Annotated in this window: 20 protein-coding genes; 14 read left to right on the top strand and 6 right to left on the bottom strand. The window is 69.4% G+C overall.

The window, feature by feature from the left end:
- Positions 1–61 precede the first annotated feature (61 nt).
- Genes QN141_13015 through QN141_13005 form a run of 3 tightly spaced genes read left to right on the top strand, consistent with a single transcriptional unit; the run spans position 62 to position 2,636 of the window.
- The gene (locus tag QN141_13015) at positions 62–1,150 is read left to right on the top strand and encodes a winged helix-turn-helix domain-containing protein (protein MDR7559397.1); all 1,089 of its coding nucleotides are present in this window, start codon (positions 62–64) and stop codon (positions 1,148–1,150) included.
- Complete coding sequence (locus QN141_13010) at positions 1,147–1,368, top strand: helix-turn-helix domain-containing protein (protein MDR7559396.1); 222 nt, start codon at positions 1,147–1,149, stop codon at positions 1,366–1,368. Before QN141_13015 ends, QN141_13010 begins: the two co-directional genes overlap by 4 nt.
- The gene (locus tag QN141_13005; protein ID MDR7559395.1) at positions 1,365–2,636 is read left to right on the top strand and encodes an MFS transporter; all 1,272 of its coding nucleotides are present in this window, start codon (positions 1,365–1,367) and stop codon (positions 2,634–2,636) included. The genes QN141_13010 and QN141_13005 overlap by 4 nt, the downstream gene beginning before the upstream one ends.
- Before the next feature lie 514 nt (positions 2,637–3,150).
- Here QN141_13005 and QN141_13000 read toward each other — a convergent pair.
- Genes QN141_13000 through QN141_12975 form a run of 6 tightly spaced genes read right to left on the bottom strand, consistent with a single transcriptional unit; the run spans position 3,151 to position 9,066 of the window.
- Entirely contained in the window at positions 3,151–3,522 is a 372-nt protein-coding gene (locus QN141_13000; GenBank protein ID MDR7559394.1) for a hypothetical protein, read from the bottom strand.
- Positions 3,523–3,552: 30 nt separating this feature from the next.
- Positions 3,553–4,308 carry a succinate dehydrogenase/fumarate reductase iron-sulfur subunit gene (locus QN141_12995; GenBank protein ID MDR7559393.1) on the bottom strand — a complete coding sequence of 252 codons (756 nt, stop codon included), beginning with the start codon at positions 4,306–4,308 and terminating at the stop codon, positions 3,553–3,555.
- Positions 4,309–6,105: a fumarate reductase/succinate dehydrogenase flavoprotein subunit gene (locus tag QN141_12990; protein ID MDR7559392.1), complete on the bottom strand. Its 1,797-nt coding sequence runs from the start codon at positions 6,103–6,105 to the stop codon at positions 4,309–4,311. It lies immediately after the preceding gene.
- Complete coding sequence (locus QN141_12985; GenBank protein ID MDR7559391.1) at positions 6,105–6,902, bottom strand: hypothetical protein; 798 nt, start codon at positions 6,900–6,902, stop codon at positions 6,105–6,107. Before QN141_12985 ends, QN141_12990 begins: the two co-directional genes overlap by 1 nt.
- On the bottom strand, positions 6,902–8,323 hold the full coding sequence (locus QN141_12980; GenBank protein MDR7559390.1) for a class II fumarate hydratase: 1,422 nt from the start codon (positions 8,321–8,323) through the stop codon (positions 6,902–6,904). The genes QN141_12985 and QN141_12980 overlap by 1 nt, the downstream gene beginning before the upstream one ends.
- A gap of 41 nt (positions 8,324–8,364) precedes the next feature.
- Positions 8,365–9,066, bottom strand: coding sequence for a FadR/GntR family transcriptional regulator (locus QN141_12975; protein ID MDR7559389.1), 702 nt, complete (start codon positions 9,064–9,066; stop codon positions 8,365–8,367).
- Positions 9,067–9,169: 103 nt separating this feature from the next.
- On the opposite strand from QN141_12975, the gene icd reads away from it, so the two are divergent.
- The 11 genes from icd to QN141_12920 form a co-directional block, all read left to right on the top strand.
- A complete protein-coding gene (gene icd / locus QN141_12970; GenBank protein ID MDR7559388.1) occupies positions 9,170–10,417 on the top strand; it encodes an isocitrate dehydrogenase (NADP(+)) in 1,248 nt (415 codons plus the stop codon).
- A 64-nt stretch (positions 10,418–10,481) separates the two neighbouring features.
- A complete protein-coding gene (gene mdh / locus QN141_12965) occupies positions 10,482–11,414 on the top strand; it encodes a malate dehydrogenase (protein ID MDR7559387.1) in 933 nt (310 codons plus the stop codon).
- Positions 11,415–11,424: 10 nt separating this feature from the next.
- Complete coding sequence (locus QN141_12960; GenBank protein MDR7559386.1) at positions 11,425–12,009, top strand: GNAT family N-acetyltransferase; 585 nt, start codon at positions 11,425–11,427, stop codon at positions 12,007–12,009.
- On the top strand, positions 12,006–13,115 hold the full coding sequence (gene sucC / locus QN141_12955) for an ADP-forming succinate--CoA ligase subunit beta (protein MDR7559385.1): 1,110 nt from the start codon (positions 12,006–12,008) through the stop codon (positions 13,113–13,115). The genes QN141_12960 and sucC overlap by 4 nt, the downstream gene beginning before the upstream one ends.
- Positions 13,112–14,044 carry an alkaline phosphatase family protein gene (locus QN141_12950; GenBank protein ID MDR7559384.1) on the top strand — a complete coding sequence of 311 codons (933 nt, stop codon included), beginning with the start codon at positions 13,112–13,114 and terminating at the stop codon, positions 14,042–14,044. The genes sucC and QN141_12950 overlap by 4 nt, the downstream gene beginning before the upstream one ends.
- A gap of 13 nt (positions 14,045–14,057) precedes the next feature.
- The gene (sucD, locus tag QN141_12945; protein MDR7559383.1) at positions 14,058–14,924 is read left to right on the top strand and encodes a succinate--CoA ligase subunit alpha; all 867 of its coding nucleotides are present in this window, start codon (positions 14,058–14,060) and stop codon (positions 14,922–14,924) included.
- Complete coding sequence (locus QN141_12940; GenBank protein MDR7559382.1) at positions 14,924–15,127, top strand: PspC domain-containing protein; 204 nt, start codon at positions 14,924–14,926, stop codon at positions 15,125–15,127. The genes sucD and QN141_12940 overlap by 1 nt, the downstream gene beginning before the upstream one ends.
- Positions 15,128–15,137: 10 nt before the next feature.
- Entirely contained in the window at positions 15,138–15,476 is a 339-nt protein-coding gene (locus tag QN141_12935) for a phage holin family protein (GenBank protein MDR7559381.1), read from the top strand.
- Between the two features lie 42 nt (positions 15,477–15,518).
- A complete protein-coding gene (rapZ, locus tag QN141_12930) occupies positions 15,519–16,427 on the top strand; it encodes an RNase adapter RapZ (GenBank protein MDR7559380.1) in 909 nt (302 codons plus the stop codon).
- A 21-nt stretch (positions 16,428–16,448) separates the two neighbouring features.
- Positions 16,449–17,789 (top strand): YvcK family protein, encoded by a 1,341-nt coding sequence (locus tag QN141_12925; protein ID MDR7559379.1) that lies wholly within the window; start codon positions 16,449–16,451, stop codon positions 17,787–17,789.
- 181 nt (positions 17,790–17,970) lie between these two features.
- Positions 17,971–18,741, top strand: a 771-nt coding sequence (locus QN141_12920; GenBank protein MDR7559378.1) for a hypothetical protein, incomplete at its 3' end; no start/stop codon positions are given.

Genomic DNA, 18,741 nt, shown 5'->3' with positions numbered 1-18,741 from the left:
TCGGCTGAGTAGTGTAAGCTCAACATTGATGTAGCCAATTGTCTACATCACCTTCCCCGCCATGAAGGTCATCGACCTCACCAGCAAGAGCCCCGGCCTCGTCGTCCGCGTGGACCCCTCGCCGGTCTACGATTTCCTGGCGGCGTTGTTCGTCGCCGAGAACTGGGACCCCGAGCGGGGGTTCGAGATCGACCGCGGCTGGGTGCAGCGCGCCCGCGGGGCGCTGGACGCCGCCCTGCGCCGGGATCTGCGCCTGTTCGCCCGCGAGCGGGGCTTCATGATCGGCTTGACCTCGTTCCTCGCCGGCCGGACCGGGGCCACGATTCCCGAGTTCCTCCGGCTCGTGGCCGCGGCCTCGCCGCGCGAGGTGGTGGAGCGGATGCTCACCGCGCCCCGGGCGGCGCGCCCGGCGGCCCCGCTGCTGCGCGAGGTCCTGCGGACCCGACGCGACAGCGCCGTACGGGAGCTCCTAGCCGCCTATCCCAAGGAGTACGAGGCGGGGCGCGTCCGGGAGATCGTCACCTCGCCCCCCGGGGAAGTCCAGCAGCGGCTGCTGCGCCTGCTGCGCGGGTTCTACGGAGGCGTCTACGCCGGGGAGGAGGCGCGGGTGATTCCGCTGCTGCGGGCCGATGCGGAGAGGCAGACGGCGCTGGCCCTGCAGCTGCCGCCCGCCGAGTTTATCGAGCGGGCCACGGGCGGCATCACCGTGGCGCCGGACGCCGAGATCGCCCAGGTGGTGCTCGCCCCTTCCTACTTTTTCCGCCCCTACAACCTGATCAGCGAGTACCCGGGCGCGCGGTTGTTCATCTATCCCGTGGACCTGACCCGGGGCGAGGAGGTCTCGCCGGTGCAGGAGCTGGCCCGTCTGTGCAAGGCGCTCGGGGACGAGACGCGGCTGCGCATCCTGCAGATGCTGGCGGAGCGGGAGATGTACCTTCAGGAGATCGCGAACCGGCTCGGCGTGAGCCACGTCACGGCGATCCACCATCTGGCCCAGCTGCGGGCGGCGCACCTCGTGCGCTCTGTGGAGCGGGGGGGCCTGAAGTTCTTCCAGCTGCGGCCGGACACCGCGGTCCGGATCGGTCGACAGGTGCGTGAACTCGTCGCCGGGCGCCAGGCGGGAGCCTCCGACGAGGTGGGAGGACGATGAAGACCATGGGCCGCGCCTATCCCAGCATCGACGCCCTGGTGCGGGACCGCGAGGTCCTGACCGTGGAGCAGGCCGCGCAGTACCTCCAGGTGCACAAGATCACGCTCTACAAGTACATCCGGACCGGGCGGCTGCCGGCGGCGAAACTGGGCAAGGTGTACCGGATCCTTCGCCGCGACCTGGAGGCGTTCGTGGCGCCCTCCCGCCGCGGGCGATGAGCGCGCCGGGCCCGGGCTCCACCTTCGCCGCCCTGCGGCATCCCAACTACCGCCTCTTCTGGACGGGGATGGTGGTCTCGCTGGTCGGGATGTGGGTGCAGTCCACGGCCACGGGGTACTTCGTCTGGGAACTCACCCGCTCGCCCTTCGCCACGAGCATGACCGCCCTGTTCTTCGGGTTGCCCAGCACCGTCTTCGCGCTCTTCGGGGGCGTCGTGGCCGACCGCGTGGATCGGCGGCGGCTGCTGCTGGGAACCCAAGGCGTCTTCATGGCCTCGGCGGTCGCCCTGGCCGTCCTCACCTTTACGGACCTGGTGCGGGTCTGGCACATCTACCTGATCGCGCTGGTGAACGGGACGGTCATGGCCTTTGACGCGCCGGCGCGCCAATCGATGATCCCGTCGCTGGTGTCGCGCGAGGACCTGACCAACGCCATCGCCCTGAACTCCGCGGCGTTCAACGGCAGCCGCGTCGTCGGTCCGCCCCTCGGGGGCATCATCTATGCGTCCTTCGGACCGGCCTGGGCCTTTACGGTCAACGCCGTCACCTATCCGGCCATCCTCGTCGCCCTGTCCTTGATCCGGCCGGCCTCCGCGGTCGTCCGCCGCCTGACCAATCCCTGGCGGGATCTCCGCGAGGGCCTGACCTTCGCCGCGCGCACGCCGCTCATCCGGGGGCTGCTCCTGATGGTGGCGCTGGCCGGGACCTTCGCCTTCACCTACGTGGTGCTGATGCCCGTCATCGCCAGCCGGGTGCTGGGCGGCGGGCCGAGGGAAAACGGCTTCCTGATCGGATCCGCCGGTGTGGGGGCGACGCTCGGGGCGCTGGGGGTGGCCACCCTCGGGACGCCGCGGCGCCCGGGGCGACTGATCCTGGGGTTTGGCCTGACCGCCTGCGCGGGGTTGGTGCTGCTGGCCGCCTCCCGCCACCTGTTCCTGTCCATGGCGCTCACCGCGTTTACGGCGGGCGCCATCATGTCGTTCCTGTCGATCTGCAACTCGACGATCCAGACCTACGTGCCGGACGCGCTGCGGGGCCGGATCATGAGCCTGTACACCTTCGCCCTCATCGGGAGCGGCCCGCTCAACGCGCTGCTGGCCGGGACGCTGGCGGACACCGTGGGGACGCCGCTGGCCATCGCCGGAAGCGGCGTGCTGATGGCGGCGTCCATCGCCGTCATCGCCTCGCGTCACCGGGCGATGATCGACCTCGATACCATCGAGCCTGCGCGGACACGGGGGCCGGCGCTGGAGACGGCCGCGCGCTAGTCTGACGCCCTCGGGTTGGAGCGGTCGGTCTGGCGCGGCGCCCGATGTGGCACAGCCGGCGCCAAGACGCGATGTCAACGACTCGTCCCGGGGCGAGTTGATCGTGAGAGACGCACGGTCTGGGAGCGCGCTGGCGGCGCCTGCGCGTTCATTCTTCGGCCACCAGCTACGGCTGCGATCCGCTCGAAGCGGGAGGAGAGAGGCTTCGCCACCACACGCCGACGACGACCCGGTGTCCGAGCGAATCGTCGGGGATCCAATGGAGATGGAGTTCGACAATCCGGTCGTCAAGAGGATGGAACGGCCGGGTTTCGCCTAAGACGGGTCCCATGGCATCCCCGGTAGGTTTCCAAAGCAATGTCCAGTTCCGTCGTGATGCCCCGCGCCATGCAAGGTGGACTGCTACGGGACCATCTCCCGGCGGATGGAGGTGGGCAGAGGCCAAGCTGTTCCGTATGCCCTCCTTCCAGGCCTTTGTCTGTGTGCCGGAGCCGGATACACAGGCAAAGTGGGCTCACTCCTGCAACCCAGCGGCGTCGATTGTTTCGGCCACCCCGATCTGGAGAGTCGATCCTCCACCGACTCTCTTGACTCCAGCGGCAAGAACAAGCCGCGCCGGGTGAAAGCCGCCTGGCCTAAAGAGCGGGAACAGGTAGTTTTCCAGGTCGTGAAACTGCGTAAGATGCTGGGGTACACGGACATCAACGGCCAGCGAGAGGAATAGAGGTTGCCGGTCCGGCAGCGGGCCAACCCGCTGCATCAGGCTGGCGAGATACCTGCGCAACTCAATCTGAGCGGGATCGTCCTTGCGATTCCAGCTGTCCAGGCGGGGGGCGAGGCCTTCAATGGTCTGCAGAGTTTCCCGGGGCCGCCACAGACGCCACACGACGCAGAAATTCCTGTGGAGCTCGCCGTTTTACCTGCGCCCGGTCACCCTCCGCCACAGCCAGAGGATCGGATCGTAGTGCTGGTCCACCACCCGCTCCTTGAGCGGAATGATCGCGTTGTCCGTGATGCGGATCTTCTCCGGGCAGACTTCGGTGCAGCACTTGGTGATGTTGCAGAAGCCGATGCCGGCCTGCCCTTTGATCAGGTCGGTGCGGTCCACGGTATCCCAGGGGTGCATCTCCAGGTTCGCCAGGTAAATGAAGAAGCGCGGCCCGGCAAAGGCCGGCTTGTGCTCCGGGTGATCGCGGATGACGTGGCAGACGTTCTGGCAGAGGAAGCACTCGATGCACTTGCGGAACTCCTGGATCCGCTCCACATCCTCCTGATACATGCGCCGCTTCCCGTCGGGGTCTTTCGGGCCCGGGGTGAAGGGCGGAATCTCTTTGGCCTTCTGGTAGTTGAAGGAGACGTCGGTGACCAGATCCTTAATCAGGGGGAAGGTCTTCAGCGGCGTGACCGTGACCGGTCCCGGCTCGCGGATCTCCTCCAGCCGCGTCATGCACATCAGGACCGGGTGACCGTTGACCTCCGCGCTGCAGGAGCCGCACTTTCCCGCTTTGCAGTTCCAGCGGATGGCCAGGTCCGGCGCCTCCGCGGCCTGCGCCGCGCGCAGGGCGTCGAGCACCACCATGCCCGGGGCCACCTCCACCTGGTACTCCCGGAACGCGCCCCCCGCGGGGCTTCCCCGCCAGACTCTGAGCGTCACCTTCTCCCCGGGTTTCATCTACGTAGCCTCCAGCAGCGCCTTGAGCTCCGCAGGCATCTCGGGAATGGGCACCCGGTCCAGCTGGAGTTCCCCGCCGACCTTGCGCACGACGACATTCACCTTCCCCCACTGCGGGTCGGCGGCCGGGTAGTCGGTCCTGCTGTGCCCGCCGCGCGTCTCCTTCCGCTCCAGCGCCGCCAGCGTAACCACCTCCGCCACGGTCAACATGGAGTGCAGATCGCGCGTGGCGTGCCAGCCCGGGTTGTACTCGCGCGGCCCCTCGGCGCGCACCGCCCGGGCCCGCCGCTTCAGCTGCTGGATCTTGTCCAGCGCCGTGCGCATCCCGGCCTCGTCGCGGTAGATCCCCACGTGCTCCTGCATGACCTCCTGCAGTTCGGCCTGGATCGCGTAGGGGCTCTCCCCGCCCGCGGCGGCAAAGGGCGCCAGCAGCTCCCGGGCCGCCTCCTCGATCTGGTCGTCGAGGGGATCGGAGGCGTGGACGAGCTCCCGCGCGTGCTTCGCGGCGTACAGCCCGGCCCGGCGGCCGAAGACCAGGATATCGGTGAGGGAGTTGCCGCCCAGACGGTTGGCGCCGTGCAGCCCCGCGGCCACCTCGCCCGCGGCGAAGAGTCCGGGGACGGTGGCCCCCTGGGTCTCGGCGTCGACGCGGATCCCGCCCATGCTGTAGTGACAGGTCGGGTAGACCTCCATGGGTTCGCGTGTGATGTCCACCCCGGCCAGTTCCAGGAACTGGTGGTACATCGAGGGCAGCCGCTTCCGGATGTAGTCGGCGCTGCGCCGGCTGGCGATGTCCAGGAAGACCCCGCCGTGGGGGCTGCCGCGGCCGGCCTTTACCTCCGCGTAGATCGCCCGGGTCACCTCGTCGCGCGGCAGCAGCTCCGGCGGCCGGCGGTTGTTCTTCTTGTCCGTGTACCAGGCGTCGGCTTCGGCCTCGGTTTCGGCGGTCTCCGCTTTGAAGAACTCGGGGATGTAGTCGAACATGAACCGGCGGCCGTCCTTGTTCCGCAGCACGCCGCCGTCTCCGCGGACCCCTTCGGTGACCAGGATGCCGCGCGCCCCGGGCGGCCAGACCATGCCCGTAGGATGGAACTGGACCATCTCCACGTCCAGCAGGTCCGCCCCGGCGTCCAGGGCCAGAGCGATGCCGTCGCCGGTGGACTCCCAGGACATCGAGGTGTACTTCCAGACCTTGCCGAAGCCGCCCGTGGCCAGGACCACGGCCCCGGCCTTGAAGACCTGCAGCTCCCCGGTGTCCCGGCGGTAGCCGAAGGCGCCGGCGATGCGGCCGCCGTCGGTGAGCAGGCGCGTGACCGTGTACTCCATGAACACATCCACGTTCAGATGGATGAGTTTGTACTGCAGGGTGCGGATGATCTCCAGGCCGGTGCGGTCGCCGACGTGGGCCAGCCGCGCGTAGCGGTGGCCGCCGAAGTCGCGCTGCGAGATCAGGCCGTCCTTCGTCCGGTCGAAGACGGCCCCCCACTCCTCCAGCTCCAGGATGCGCTCGGGGGCCTCTTTGGCGAAGATCTCCGCCATCCGCCAGTTGTTCAGCAGCTTCCCGCCGCGCATCGTGTCGCGGAAGTGCACCTGCCAGTTGTCCTGGGGGTTGACGTTGCCCAGCGCGGCGGCGGCACCGCCCTCGGCCATCACGGTGTGGGCCTTGCCCAGCAGCGACTTGCAGATGATGGCCGTGCGGGCGCCCTGCTGGGCGGCCTCGATGGCGGCGCGCATCCCCGCGCCCCCGGCGCCGATCACGATCACATCGTAGTCGTGCACGCTGTAGGCGGTACGCATCACAGGATCCTCAAATCCGACAGCATCCCCAGCGAGAGCAGGTAGATGTACAGGTCGGCCAGGACGATCGTGCCCAGGGCCAGCCAGAACCAGGTCCCGTGCGAGACGTTGATCCGGCTCACCCACTCCCACAGCCGCCGGCGCACCGGCGCCCGGGAGAAGGTGTTCACGTGCCCGCCGCAGAGGTGGCGGCAGGCGTGGCAGCTGAAGGTGTACAGCGAGAGGAAGGTCGCGTCCGCCAGGATGATCAAGGTCCCCAGACCGATTCCCCAACGGTCGGCGAAGCGGAAGGCCAGCACCACATCGTACCAGTGGACGGCGACGATGGGGAGGACCAGATACCAGAAGTACCGGTGGATGTTCTGCAGGACCCAGGGAAACGCGGTTTCGCCGGTGTAGGTCGTCGGCCGGTCCCGCACGGCGCAGGCCGGCGGGGCCCAGAAGACGGAGCGATAGTAGATCTTCCGCGCGTAGTAACAGGAGAGGCGGAAGCCGAGCGGCACCCAGACCACGAGAAGCGACGGGGTGAGGCGCCACCACGGGCCGAGCACCGCGACCAGCGGATGCTCGCAGGTCGCGGCCAGGCAGGGCGAGTAGAAGGGCGAGATGTACGGCGCCACGTAGTAGTGGGCGTTCATGAAGGCGCGCCAGGTGGCGTAGACGACGAAGACCCCCAGGCCCAGCAGGATCGGCAGGATCTCACGGACCCAGGGATCCCGTCGCAGCGTCGCTGCGACATGGGGACTGGGGAGTCCGGCCACGGCGCCCCGCTCTTCGACCAGCAGTCGTCGCAGCATTACCCGCCTCCCCCCGCGCCGTGGAATCCCGGTTCGGTCATCCGTTCCGCATTGAGGATCTCGGCCAGTTGCGCCTCCGACAGCGTCGTCTCTTCCTTCGCCACCTCCCGGATCGTTCGGCCGGTGGCCGCCGCCTTCTTGGCGATCTCCGCCGCCCGGTCGTAGCCGATCACCGGCGCCAGCGCCGTGGCCAGCATCAGTCCCTGCTCGACGAGCGCCGCGGCCCGCGGGGTGACGGCCAGCCCGGCCACGCACTGGGTGGCAAAGTTCCTGGATTCCGCGCTCAGCAGGCCGATGGACCAGAGCAGGTTGTGCGCGATCACCGGCATCATGGTGTTCAGCTCGAAGTTGCCCCACTGGTTGCCCAGGGCCACGACCAGGTCGTTGCCCTGCACCTGGGCGCAGGCCTGGATGACCGACTCGGCGATGACGGGGTTGACCTTCCCCGGCATGATCGAAGAGCCCGGCTGCACGGCGGGCAGCATCAGCTCCCCCAGTCCCGCGCGGGGACCGCTGCCCATCCAGCGGATGTCGTTGGCGATCTTCATGAGGGCCGTGGCATAGGTGCGCAGGACGCCGGAGGTGAAGACCAGGGCGTCCAGGGAGGACTGCGCCTGGAAGTGGTTGGTGGTCTCGCGGACCTCCGTCCCCAGGAGCGCCGACAGGCGGGCGCAGGCCTTCTTCGCGTACTCCGGGTGGGCGTTGGTCCCGGTGCCTACGGCGGTGCCGCCGAGGGGCACCTCGCGGAGGTCGTCCAGGGCCAGCCGCAGGCGACGGATGCCGCGCTCCACCTGTCCGGCATACCCTTCGAACTCCTGGCCCAGCCGGATCGGGGTGGCGTCCATCAGGTGGGTGCGCCCCGTCTTGACGATCCCCCAGAACTCCCTGGCCTTGTCGGCCAGTGCCTGCCGCAGCTCCTCCATGGCCGGAATCAGCGCCTGCTGGATCTCGGTGAGCGCCGCCAGATGGATCGCCGTAGGGATGACATCGTTGCTGGACTGGCACATGTTGACGTGGTCGTTGGGGTGGACCAGCCGGCTGCCCCGCTGCCCGCCGAGGAGCTCCGTGGCGCGGTTGGCGATGACCTCGTTGGCGTTGGTGTTCGTCGAGGTCCCGGAGCCCGTCTGGTAGATGTCCAGGGGAAACTGCTCGTCCCAGCGACCCTCGGCCACCTCGGTCGCCGCCTGCACGATCGCCGCGCCGATCCGCCGATCCAGCAGGCCCAGCTCCATGTTCACTTCCGCCGCGACGCGCTTGATGAGCCCCAGCGCCCGGAGGAACGGGCGGGGGAAGCGCAGTCCGCTGATGGGGAAGTTACGGATGGCCCGGGCGGTGCTGGCACCGTAGTAGACGTCTACGGGCACCTCCATCTCGCCCAGGCTGTCCTTCTCGATGCGCGTCTTTCTGATTTCGGTGGCCATCGCCGTCCTCCTCAGGCCCGGGTCCTTCGGACCACGGGTTTTCAGGCTTCGATCTCCGCCCGCATGTCCTCCAGATGCTGCCGCAACACCCGCCGGGCCTGCGCGCCCTGCCGCCGCCGGATGGCGGAGAGGATCTGCTGGTGAAAGCGCAGCGCCCGCTGGGGACTGGTGTCCCGGCGCCCGGTCTTCTCCCGGGCCTGCAGCCAGATTTCGCCGAGATGGCGCATGGCGCTGACCAGCACCATGTTGCCCGTGGCCTCGGCGACCATGGTGTGGAACTGGATGTCGCTCTCGACATCGGCCTTGCCCGCGGCCAGATCGGCCTCGCGCTGGCGCAGGAACTCCTCCAGTTCCTGCAGGTCGTCCGCCGTGGCCTGGCGCGCCGCCAGCGTCACGATGCCCTCCTCCAGGATGCGCCGCGCCTCCAGCAGGTCGAGCAACACCGTGCGCTCGGAGAGGATGCTGTACATCGAGGGGTCGATGGGGGTGGGCGGGGTGGTGCTGACAAACGTCCCCTCGCCGGGGCGGACGTCCACGACGCCGATGAAGTCCAGGACGCGCAGCGCCTCGCGCACCGAGGCGCGGCTCACGGAGAGGGCGTCGGCCAGCTCGCGCTCCCCGGGCAGCCGGTCCCCGGGCTGGAGGTGTTTGTCGGCGATGAGGTTCTGGATCTGCCGCACGATGCCCTCGTAGAGGCGGCTGCGGCGCACCGGTTGGAAGAGACGGTCAGAGGGCGACGCCATGGCGCCGGGACCGGGCTGGTGGCCTGACCACTGATCCAGTATAATCCATCCTAGGCGAGGCCGCCACCCACCGTCAAGGGCGAGGCGGCGAGGAGGAGTCGTCATGGCCGCACTGGAGACCCTGACCCCCCCCACGGAAGGCCAGCGCATCGAGATCCGCGACGGCCGCCTGCACGTTCCCGACCAGCCCATCATCCCCTTCATCGAGGGCGACGGCACCGGCCCCGACATCTGGCGGGCCAGCCGGCGCATCTTCGATGCGGCGGTGCAGGGCGCCTACGGCGGGCGTCGGCGCATCGTCTGGTTCGAGGTGTTCGCCGGGGAGAAGGCGCACGCCACCTTCGGGGACTGGCTGCCCGAGGACACGCTGCGCGCCTTCCAGCACTACGTCGTGGGGATCAAAGGGCCGCTGACCACCCCCATCGGCGGGGGATTCCGCAGTCTGAACGTCTCCCTGCGCCAGTTGCTCGACCTGTACGCCTGCGTCCGGCCGGTGCGCTGGTTCGAAGGTGTCCCCAGCCCCGTCCGACATCCGGAGTGGGTTGACGTCGTCATCTTCCGCGAGAACTCCGAAGACATCTATGTCGGCCTGGAGCATCCCAGCAACTCTCCGGAAGCGAAGCGGCTCATCGAGTTCGTGCGGCGGGAGTTCAACTGGAAGGTGCGCGACGACGCAGGGATCGGCCTCAAGCCCATGAGTCCCTTCGGTACCAAGCGCCTGGTGCGGAAGGCGATCCGCTACGCCATCGACCACAACCGCAAGTCGGTGACCCTGGTGCACAAGGGCAACATCATGAAGTACACCGAGGGGGCCTTCGCCCGCTGGGGCTATGAGGTCGCGCGCGAGGAGTTCGGCGACCGCACGATCACCTGGGACGAGGTGCAGAAGGAGCACGGCGGCAAGACCCCGCCGGGGAAGATCCTCCTGCAGGACTACATCGCCGACGTCACCTTCCAACACCTGCTCACCCGGCCCCGCGACTTCGACGTCATCGCCACCGGCAACCTCAACGGCGACTATCTCTCCGACGCCGTGGCCGCCCAGGTGGGCGGGATCGGGATGGCCCCGGGGGCGAACATGAGCGACTTCCACGCCATCTTCGAGGCCACCCACGGCACCGCGCCCAAGTACGCCAACCTGGACAAGGTCAACCCCTGTTCCCTCACCCTCTCCGGGGTGATGATGCTGGAGTACCTGGGCTGGGGAGAGGCGGCGCAGCTCATCCTCCGGGCTCTGGAGAAGACCTTCCGGCAGAAGATCGTCACCTACGACCTGGCGCGCCTCATGGACGGGGCGAAGGAAGTGAAGACCAGCGAGTTCGCCAGTGCCGTAATCGACAATATGGGGTAGCCAAGACCAACGGCCGTCGCTGCAGCGCTACCGCGCGTCGCGACGACAGGGGAGCGTGAGGAGCATGGGACGCCGTCCGAAGGTGACGATCGTCGGCGCGGGGATGGTCGGCCACACCACCGCCCACTGGCTGGCCGCCGAGGAACTGGCCGACCTCGTTCTGGTGGACATCATCGAGAAGATGCCCATGGGCAAGGCCCTGGACCTGCGGCAGGCCCTGCCCGTCCGCGGTGTCGACGTCAGCATCGTGGGCAGCAACGGGTACGAGGAGACCGCGGGCAGCGACGTCGCGGTGATCATCGCCGGGATCGCCCGCAAGCCCGGGATGACCCGCGAGCAACTCCTCGACACCAACGCCGGCATCGTGCGCAGCGTGGTGGAGCAGGTGGTGAAGTTCTCGCCCCAGGCCTACCTGATCGTGGTCACCAACCCGCTGGACGCAATGACCTACCTCACCTACAAGGTCTCGGGGTTCCCCCGGGAGCGGGTCATCGGCGAATCCGGGGCGCTGGACGCCACCCGGTTCCGGACCTTCATCGCCGGTGAGGTCGGCGTCTCCGTCGAGGACGTCCAGGCCATGGTGATCGGGGCGCACACGGACAAGGATATGGTGCCGCTGCCGCGCTTCGCCAATGTCGGCGGCGTACCCCTCGGCCATCTGATCGGCCCCGAGCGGATCGACGCCATCGTGGCGCGCACCCGGCGGGGCGGGGCGGAGATCACCGAGCTGATGGGATCCTCGGCGTTCTTCGCGCCGGGGGCGGCCATCGCCCAGATGGTCGAGGCCATCCTCCGGGACAAGAAGCGCCTGTTGGCCTGCAGCGTCTACCTGGACGGCGAGTACGGCGAGCGCGACGTCTGTATCGGGGTGCCGGTGGTGCTGGGGGGCGGCGGGGTGGAGCGCATCATCGAGCTGCCGCTCGACGACCAGGAGCGCGCGGCGTTCAAGGCGTCGGTCGCCGCGGTGCGGGAGCACATCGGGGCGCTGAAACTGTAAGCGGTCCGGGATGGATCTTCGGCCGGTGGTCCTCGACGGCGGGCACGTCCGGCTGGAGCCGCTGTCGGCGGACCACCTGCCGGCGTTGATCGAGGCCGGTCTCGATCCCGACCTCTGGCGCTGGACCACGCAGGTTGTCCGTTCCCCCCAGGAGATGGCGGCGTACGTGGCGCAGGCCCTGACCGAACAGGCCGCCGGGCGCGCCCTGCCCTTTGCCATCGTGGCCAGGGCCGCCGGGCGCGTCGTGGGCAGCACGCGCTTCGGCGCCATCGAGCCGGCGCACCGCCGCGTGGAGATCGGCTGGACCTGGATCGCCCGCCCCTGGCAGCGCACGGCGGTGAACACCGAGGCCAAGTACCTGATGCTGCGTCACGCCTTCGAATCGTGGCACTGCCTGCGGGTGGAGTTCAAGACCGACGCCCTGAACCTCCGCTCGCGCCAGGCGCTGCGACGGATCGGGGCGAAGGAAGAGGGGGTCCTGCGCTCCCACCTGATCACCGCCACCGGACGGGTGCGGGACTCGATCTACTTCAGTATCATTGCGGAGGAGTGGCCCGCCGTCCGGGCGCACCTGGAGGAGAAGCTGCGACGATGAAGCTGCACGAGTTCCAGGCCAAGGCCCTTTTCCACCGCTACGGCATCCCGGTGCAGGCCGGCGTCGTCATCGAGCGGCCCGAGGAGATCGAGGGCCTGACGCTGCGCTACCCCCTGGTCCTCAAAGCCCAGGTCCTGGTGGGCGGCCGGGGCAAGGCCGGGGGCATCAAGCTGGCGCACACTCCGGCCGAAGCCCGGGACCGCGCCGCGGCGATCCTGGGGATGTCCATCAAAGGCGAACCGGTGCGACGGCTGCTGGTGGCGGAAGCGGTGGAGATCGGCGCCGAGTACTACCTGGCCTTCACCATCGATCGGAGCGCGCGCAGCCTCGTCGCCGTCGCCTCCGCCGCCGGCGGTGTGGACATCGAGGAGGTGGCCCGCGGCGCGCCCGAGAGGATCGCCCGGGAGAGTGTCGATCCCTTCCTCGGCTTTCCCCCCTTCCAGGCCCGCGGCCTGGGCCGGAGGCTCGGCCTGCAGGGCCAGTTGCTGAAAGACTTCGTGGGCGTGGCCACGGCGCTGTACCGGCTCTGCCAGGTCGAGGACGCCGAGCTGGCCGAGATCAACCCCCTGGCCGTGGTGGCCGGCCGCCTGCTGGCCGTGGACGCCAAGGTGATCATCGACGACAACGCGGTGTTCCGACACCGCGATCTGCCCGGCAATGAAGAGCTCACCCCCCTGGAACGCGAGGCGAAGGCGGCGGGGCTCTCCTACGTGGAACTGGACGGCGACATCGCGATCATCGGCAACGGCGCCGGGCTGGTGATGGCCACGCTGGACATGGTCGCCCACTTCGGCGGCGCCCCGGCCAACTTCCTGGATGTCGGGGGCGGGGCCTCGGAGGAGAACATGCGCCAGGCGATCGCCATCGTCACCCGCAAGCCCGGCCTGCGCGTGCTCTTTGTGAACATCTTCGGCGGCATCACCCGCTGCGACGACATCGCCCGGGCCATCGCCGCCACCCCGCCGCCGCTGCCGATGGTGGTCCGTCTGACCGGCACCAACGAGGAAGAAGGTCGCAGGATCCTGAAGGCCGCAGGGTTCGACGCCTTCATCGATCCCGAGGAAGCGGCGCGCCGCGCCGTGGCCCTGGCCCGGGAGGCGGCGTGACGGCCTTCGCCCGATGGCTCCTAACCCGCAGGGCGGCATCCGCCGTCCGGGCCATCGGGCTGCTGGTCTTCGTTGCCGTCATCGTGGCCGCGACGGCCGGCGGGGCTCCGCCGGCCTGGGGCGGGGCGGGCACCCGGACGGTCCGGCACGTCGTGATCCTCAGCGTGGACGGCGCCCGGGCCGATGCCACGCGGCAGGTCTTTCCCCCGGCGCTGCTGGCCCGCGCGGCCTACTCCTGGACGGCGCAGACGACCCTGCCGAGCTCCACGCTGCCGGCCCACACCTCGATGCTCACCGGCGTGCCGCCCTCCGTCCACGGCATGCGCAGCAACCCCGACAACCCGCCGGGCCGCATTCGGAGGCCCACGGTCTTCTCGGTGGTGACCCGTCACGGCGGCCGGACCGCGGCCTTCGTCACCAAGCGCAAGCTGCTGTGGCTGGTCCCGTCGGCCGCGTCGATGCACGCGGTGTACCTGCCGTACCCCCGCTATGCGATGCCCCTGGCGGCGGAGGAGGCCATGCGCTACCTGACGCGGTACCGGCCGGATCTGCTGTTCCTCCACGTCTCCGACCCCGACGCCCGGGGACACGCCTCCGGGTGGATGTCCGAACCCTACCTGGCGGCGATGCGGAAGGTGCCCGACGCCGTCTCGGCCATCCTGGAGGCGCTCGCGGGGATGGGCCGCCTCGGCGAGAGCCTGCTCATCGTCACCGCCGATCACGGCGGGACGGGCCGCCGGCACGGCGGCGCCGCGCCGGAGGAGACGACCATCCCCTGGCTGGCCTTCGGTGCCGTCACGCCCGGGGCGATCGGCGGCCCGGTCATGATCTACGATACCGCCGCGACCGCGATCGCCGGGCTCGGCCTGTCGCTCCCGGCCGGGTGGCGGGGCAGGCCGGTGATCCCGGTGGCGGAGCAAGGGCGATGATGAGGGGCGAGCCGTGAGCATACTGATCAACAGACAGACCCGGGTCGTGGTGCACGGGATTACCGGCTATCAGGGCGAGTTCCATACCGCCCGGATGCTGGAGTACGGCACGGCGGTGGTGGCGGGGGTGACGCCGGGGAAGGGAGGAGCCACCGTCCACGGCGTGCCTGTCTTCGAGACGGTCGCCGAGGCGGTGGAGCAGACCGGCGCCAACGCCTCCTGCATCTTCGTCCCCGCCGCGGCGGCGAAGGACTCGGTGCTCGAGGCCGTCGCCGCCGGGATGAATCCCATCGTGGTGATCACCGAAGGCATCCCGGTGCAGGACTCGATCCTCTTCGTCACCCTGGCGCGCCGACGCGGGCTCTGGGTCATCGGCCCCAACTGCCCGGGGCTGGCCTCGGCGGGGGAGAGCAAGATGGGGATCATGCCCAACCACCTCTTCACCCCCGGGCCCGTGGGCGTGGTCTCCCGGAGCGGTACCCTGACCTACGAGATCGTCGCCGCACTGACCCGGCGGGGGATCGGCCAGAGCACCGCGGTGGGGCTGGGTGGCGATCCGGTCGTGGGGACGACCTTCACCGACGTCCTGCGGATGTTCCAGGAAGACCACGCCACCCGGGCCATCGTGATGATCGGGGAGATCGGCGGCGCCGCCGAGGAAGAGGCGGCGGCCTTCATCGCGGCCCACGTCACCAAACCCGTGGTCGGCTACATCGCCGGACGCACCGCCCCACCCGGCAAACGCATGGGCCACGCTGGCGCCGTGATCTCGGGCAGCGCCGGCACGGCCGAAGCGAAGATCGAGGCCCTGCGCCGGGCGAAGGTGGCGGTGGCCACCCTGCCCGGCGAGGTGGCCAGCCTGGTGGCGGAGGTGCTGTGATGGCGCGGCGGCTGATGCGCTCGAGGAAGAGCCGGATGATCGCCGGCGTGTGCGGCGGGATCGCCGAGTACCTGGACGCCGACCCGACCATCGTGCGCCTCCTGTGGGCGCTGATCACGCTCTTCCCCGGCACGCTTCCCGTGGGGCTGCTGGGCTACATCGTCGCCTGGATCATCATGCCCGAGGAGCCCGCGACCGCCTGAGGAGGCGCCGATGCAGGGATTCTTGCTGCGCTGGGTCTTCAACACCGTCGCCATCTACCTTACGACCCGGATCCTCCCGGGGCTCCGCGTGCCCGATCTGGGCGGGGCGCTCGTCGCCGCCCTGGTGCTCGGGATCGTGAACGCCGTTATCCGGCCGCTGCTGCTGCTCCTGACGCTGCCGATCAACATCCTCACCCTGGGTCTGTTCACCCTGGTCATCAACGCGATCATGCTCTACCTGGTGGCGGCGGTTACGCCGCTGGCGATCGGCAACTTCTGGTCGGCCTTCATCGGCGCGCTGCTGATCGCCATCATCTCCACGCTGCTCAGCCGACTCCTCATCGCATGACGGTGGTACACTAACCGGTAAGACGACGGTCGGGAGGGGCCTGTGCCGAGATCGGCGGCGAGCCGGCGCCAGATGCGGCTGCCGGTGGCCGATATCCAGTTCCTGATCATCACCGGGCTGTCCGGGGCGGGGAAGTCGAATGCGATGAAGGTGTTCGAGGACCTGGGTTTCTTCTGCGTGGACAACCTGCCGCCGGCCCTGGTGCCGAAGTTCGCGGAACTGTGCCTGAGCAGCGACGGCCGGGTCCACCGCGCCGCCCTGGCCATCGACGTGCGGGGCGGCGAGTTCTTCGACGACCTCTTCGCCGCCCTGGCCCAGCTGGAAGAGATGGGCGTGGAGTACCGGATCCTCTTCCTCGACGCCTCCGACGAGGTGCTGGTGCGCCGCTTCGAGGAGACCCGGCGCAAGCACCCCCTGGCCCAGGCCGGCGGCGTCCTGGAAGGGATCCGCGCCGAACGGGAGCGCCTCCAGGCGGTGAAGGAACAGGCGGACAAGGTCATCGACACCACCACCCTCACCGTTCACGACCTCCGCCAGGAGATCATGGACACCTTCGTCCGCGGCGGGCGGGAAGGCGCCCTGAACGTCGGCGTCGTCTCCTTCGGCTACAAGTACGGCATCCCGCTGGACGCCGACCTGGTCTTCGACTGCCGCTTCCTGCCCAACCCCCACTACGTGGAGGCGCTGCGCCCGCTGCCGGGGGACAGCCCCGAGGTGCGCCGCTTCGTCCTGTCGCAGCCGGCCAGCCGGGAGTTCATGCGCAAGCTGATTGAGATGATGGACTACCTCCTGCCGCAGTACGTGGAGGAGGGGAAGTCCCATCTCACCGTGGCCATCGGCTGCACCGGGGGCAAGCACCGCTCGGTGGTGCTGGCCGACGAACTCTCCACCTACCTGAAGGACCGCGGCTACACCGTCACCGTGCGGCACCGCGACGTGCGCAAGGAATAAGGCAAGGGCCAGAGGACCTTCGTGAGCGTCCGACTGCGGCAGTGGTCGCGCTGGTTCGCCCCGGGCATCGGCGTGAAGCGGTGGGCCGCGCTGCTGGCCGCGGGCATCCTCGTGATCAGCGCCGGGACCTCCCTGCTGGCGAATGTCAAGCCGCTGGGCTGGGTGGAGTACCTCGTCTTCCGGGCCGCGCTGTCGCTCCTCATCCTGACCCGCGGCTCGATCTCTCCGGCGATCTTCGGGGCGGCCCTCCTCGTGGTCGGCGCGGCCGTGGTCTTCTACGGCCTGCGCGGCACCATCGCCTCGATCGCCGGCGCCCTGATGCCCCGCGGGGAGACGACGCTGGTGGAGGTCCTGCACCAGCAGCGCCATCGCCGCCGCGGCCGTCGGATCGTGGCCATCGGGGGCGGGACGGGACTCTCCACCCTGCTGCGCGGGCTGAAGGCCTACACCGACCACCTCACCGCCGTAGTCACCGTCTTCGACGACGGCGGCTCCTCGGGCCGGCTCCGCCGCGAACTGGGCATCCTCCCGCCGGGCGATATCCGCGACTGCCTGGTGGCCCTGGCCGAGAGCGAGCCGCTGATGACGCAACTGTTCGAATACCGCTTCCAGGGCGGCGCCCTGGACGGCCACGCCTTCGGCAACCTCTTCATCGCCAGCCTGGCCGGGGTCACGGGGGACCTGGAGAGTGCGGTCAAGGAAACGAGCAAGGTGCTGAACATCCGCGGCCGGGTCCTGCCCTCCGCCGTCGAGGACGTCGTGCTGGCCGCGACCTTCGAAGACGGCTCGGTGATCGAGGGCGAGTCGCAGATCACCCGGGCCCGCCGGCGCATCACGCGCGTGGCCCTCAAGCCCGCCGACGTCGCCCCGGTTCCGGAGGTCCTGCAGGCCATCGCCGAGGCCGAGCTCATCGTCCTGGGGCCGGGCAGCCTCTACACCAGCGTCATCCCCAACCTGCTGGTTCGCGGGGTCGCCGAGGCCATCCGCGCCAACCGGGCCGCTTTGCGCGTCTACGTCTGCAACGTCATGACCCAGCCCGGAGAAACCGACGGCTTCACCGCCAGCGAGCACGTGCGCCAACTCATCGGCCAGGCGGGCGACGGCCTCTTCACCCATGTCCTGGTCAACGTCCAGCGCCCGCGCAACCGTGCCCTCCTGGCCCGCTACGAGGCGGAAGGGGCCATCCCTGTGGAGCCGGACATCGAGACCATCCGGGCCCTGGGCGTCATCCCCGTGGAGGGCTACCTGATCAGCGAAGAAGACGTCCTCCGCCACGACCCGGCTGCCGTGGCCCAGACCCTGATGCGTCTGCTTGTGGCCGGCGGGCTCACCGCCGACCCGGCCGCCGCCCAAGCCCGCTAGCCTGACGCCTGATTTGTCCCGATTCTGCCGTCCTCCGGCAGGGCCCTCGACTTTCCTCCCGGACCTCACCTCAGTATGTATGATAAGGAAGTCTAATTCCGAACGACTCCGGGTATCACGGGCGTAAACACAGTTTCAAGCGACAATCTCGTCTCGGTCGCTGAGTCCGGGAGGCCCCGCCATGCGCCGCCGTCGGCTGCGCGCCGGTCTGACTGGTCTCTTCACCGCCGTCTTCCTGGCGGCGAGTCTGCTGCCGGACCTGGCGCCTCCGGCGTCTGCGCAGGCCCCCTTCGCCCCGCCGCTGCCGCTGCCCGAGGATCCGCTGGGCCAGCAGCCCGAGCAGCGGCTTCCCGAGCTATCGCTCGATGTCGATGTGCGGGACGGGCACCTGACGGTGCGGGCGGTGGACATCTGGGGGCCGGGGCGCGTGCCGCTGGTGGTGCGCGCCTACACCAACGCTCAGCCCCGGGATCTTACCTCGCCGGCCGCCGCCGCCGGCCCGCCGCCGCCCCCTAACGGCCCCTTCCGCTTCCAGTTCAACCACCTGCTGGATGTCCTGGGGGCGGATGTGCTGGAGCCCGACGGCAACCGGGCTGCGTTTCGTTTCGTGGAGGAGTGGACCTCTCCGGACGCCCTGCACCGCTACCAGCGCTACGTCAAGGACGTGGGAAGCTACGCGACGATGACCCTCCACTACAACTGCACGCCGCAGGAACCCATCGACCCGAGGGCGGGGGCGACCGGCAGTCCCCGGCTCTCCCCGCAGGCCGCCGGGGGGCTGCGGATCACCGGCAACATCCAGGCCACCTCGGTGAACTGCACCTGGGACGGCCTGCACACCATCGCCCTGCCCAAGGGGGCGACCCGCACCTTCTCGGGGAGCCTCATCGCTGAAGAGCGCGACGCCAACGGCAACGTCACCACCTATAGCACGACGAGTTTCGCCGACGGG

The sequence above is a fragment of the Armatimonadota bacterium genome (assembly GCA_031459765.1).
Taxonomy (GTDB): domain Bacteria; phylum Sysuimicrobiota; class Sysuimicrobiia; order Sysuimicrobiales; family Kaftiobacteriaceae; genus Kaftiobacterium; species Kaftiobacterium secundum.
The sequence above is the reverse complement of the archived record's forward strand: the minus strand, read 5'-3'. Positions and strand labels throughout refer to the sequence as shown.

Excerpts from the sequence above, each read along its gene's own strand:
- QN141_12975 (MDR7559389.1), bottom strand. The coding sequence starts at position 9,066 with ATGGCGTCGCCCTCTGACCGTCTCTTCCAACCGGTGCGCCGCAGCCGC.
- QN141_13015 (MDR7559397.1), top strand. The coding sequence starts at position 62 with ATGAAGGTCATCGACCTCACCAGCAAGAGCCCCGGCCTCGTCGTCCGC.
- QN141_13010 (MDR7559396.1), top strand. The coding sequence starts at position 1,147 with ATGAAGACCATGGGCCGCGCCTATCCCAGCATCGACGCCCTGGTGCGG.
- QN141_13005 (MDR7559395.1), top strand. The coding sequence starts at position 1,365 with ATGAGCGCGCCGGGCCCGGGCTCCACCTTCGCCGCCCTGCGGCATCCC.
- QN141_12995 (MDR7559393.1), bottom strand. The coding sequence starts at position 4,308 with ATGAAACCCGGGGAGAAGGTGACGCTCAGAGTCTGGCGGGGAAGCCCC.
- icd (MDR7559388.1), top strand. The coding sequence starts at position 9,170 with ATGGCCGCACTGGAGACCCTGACCCCCCCCACGGAAGGCCAGCGCATC.
- sucC (MDR7559385.1), top strand. The coding sequence starts at position 12,006 with ATGAAGCTGCACGAGTTCCAGGCCAAGGCCCTTTTCCACCGCTACGGC.
- QN141_12990 (MDR7559392.1), bottom strand. The coding sequence starts at position 6,105 with ATGCGTACCGCCTACAGCGTGCACGACTACGATGTGATCGTGATCGGC.
- mdh (MDR7559387.1), top strand. The coding sequence starts at position 10,482 with ATGGGACGCCGTCCGAAGGTGACGATCGTCGGCGCGGGGATGGTCGGC.
- QN141_12985 (MDR7559391.1), bottom strand. The coding sequence starts at position 6,902 with ATGCTGCGACGACTGCTGGTCGAAGAGCGGGGCGCCGTGGCCGGACTC.
- QN141_12980 (MDR7559390.1), bottom strand. The coding sequence starts at position 8,323 with ATGGCCACCGAAATCAGAAAGACGCGCATCGAGAAGGACAGCCTGGGC.
- QN141_12960 (MDR7559386.1), top strand. The coding sequence starts at position 11,425 with ATGGATCTTCGGCCGGTGGTCCTCGACGGCGGGCACGTCCGGCTGGAG.
- QN141_12940 (MDR7559382.1), top strand. The coding sequence starts at position 14,924 with ATGGCGCGGCGGCTGATGCGCTCGAGGAAGAGCCGGATGATCGCCGGC.
- QN141_12935 (MDR7559381.1), top strand. The coding sequence starts at position 15,138 with ATGCAGGGATTCTTGCTGCGCTGGGTCTTCAACACCGTCGCCATCTAC.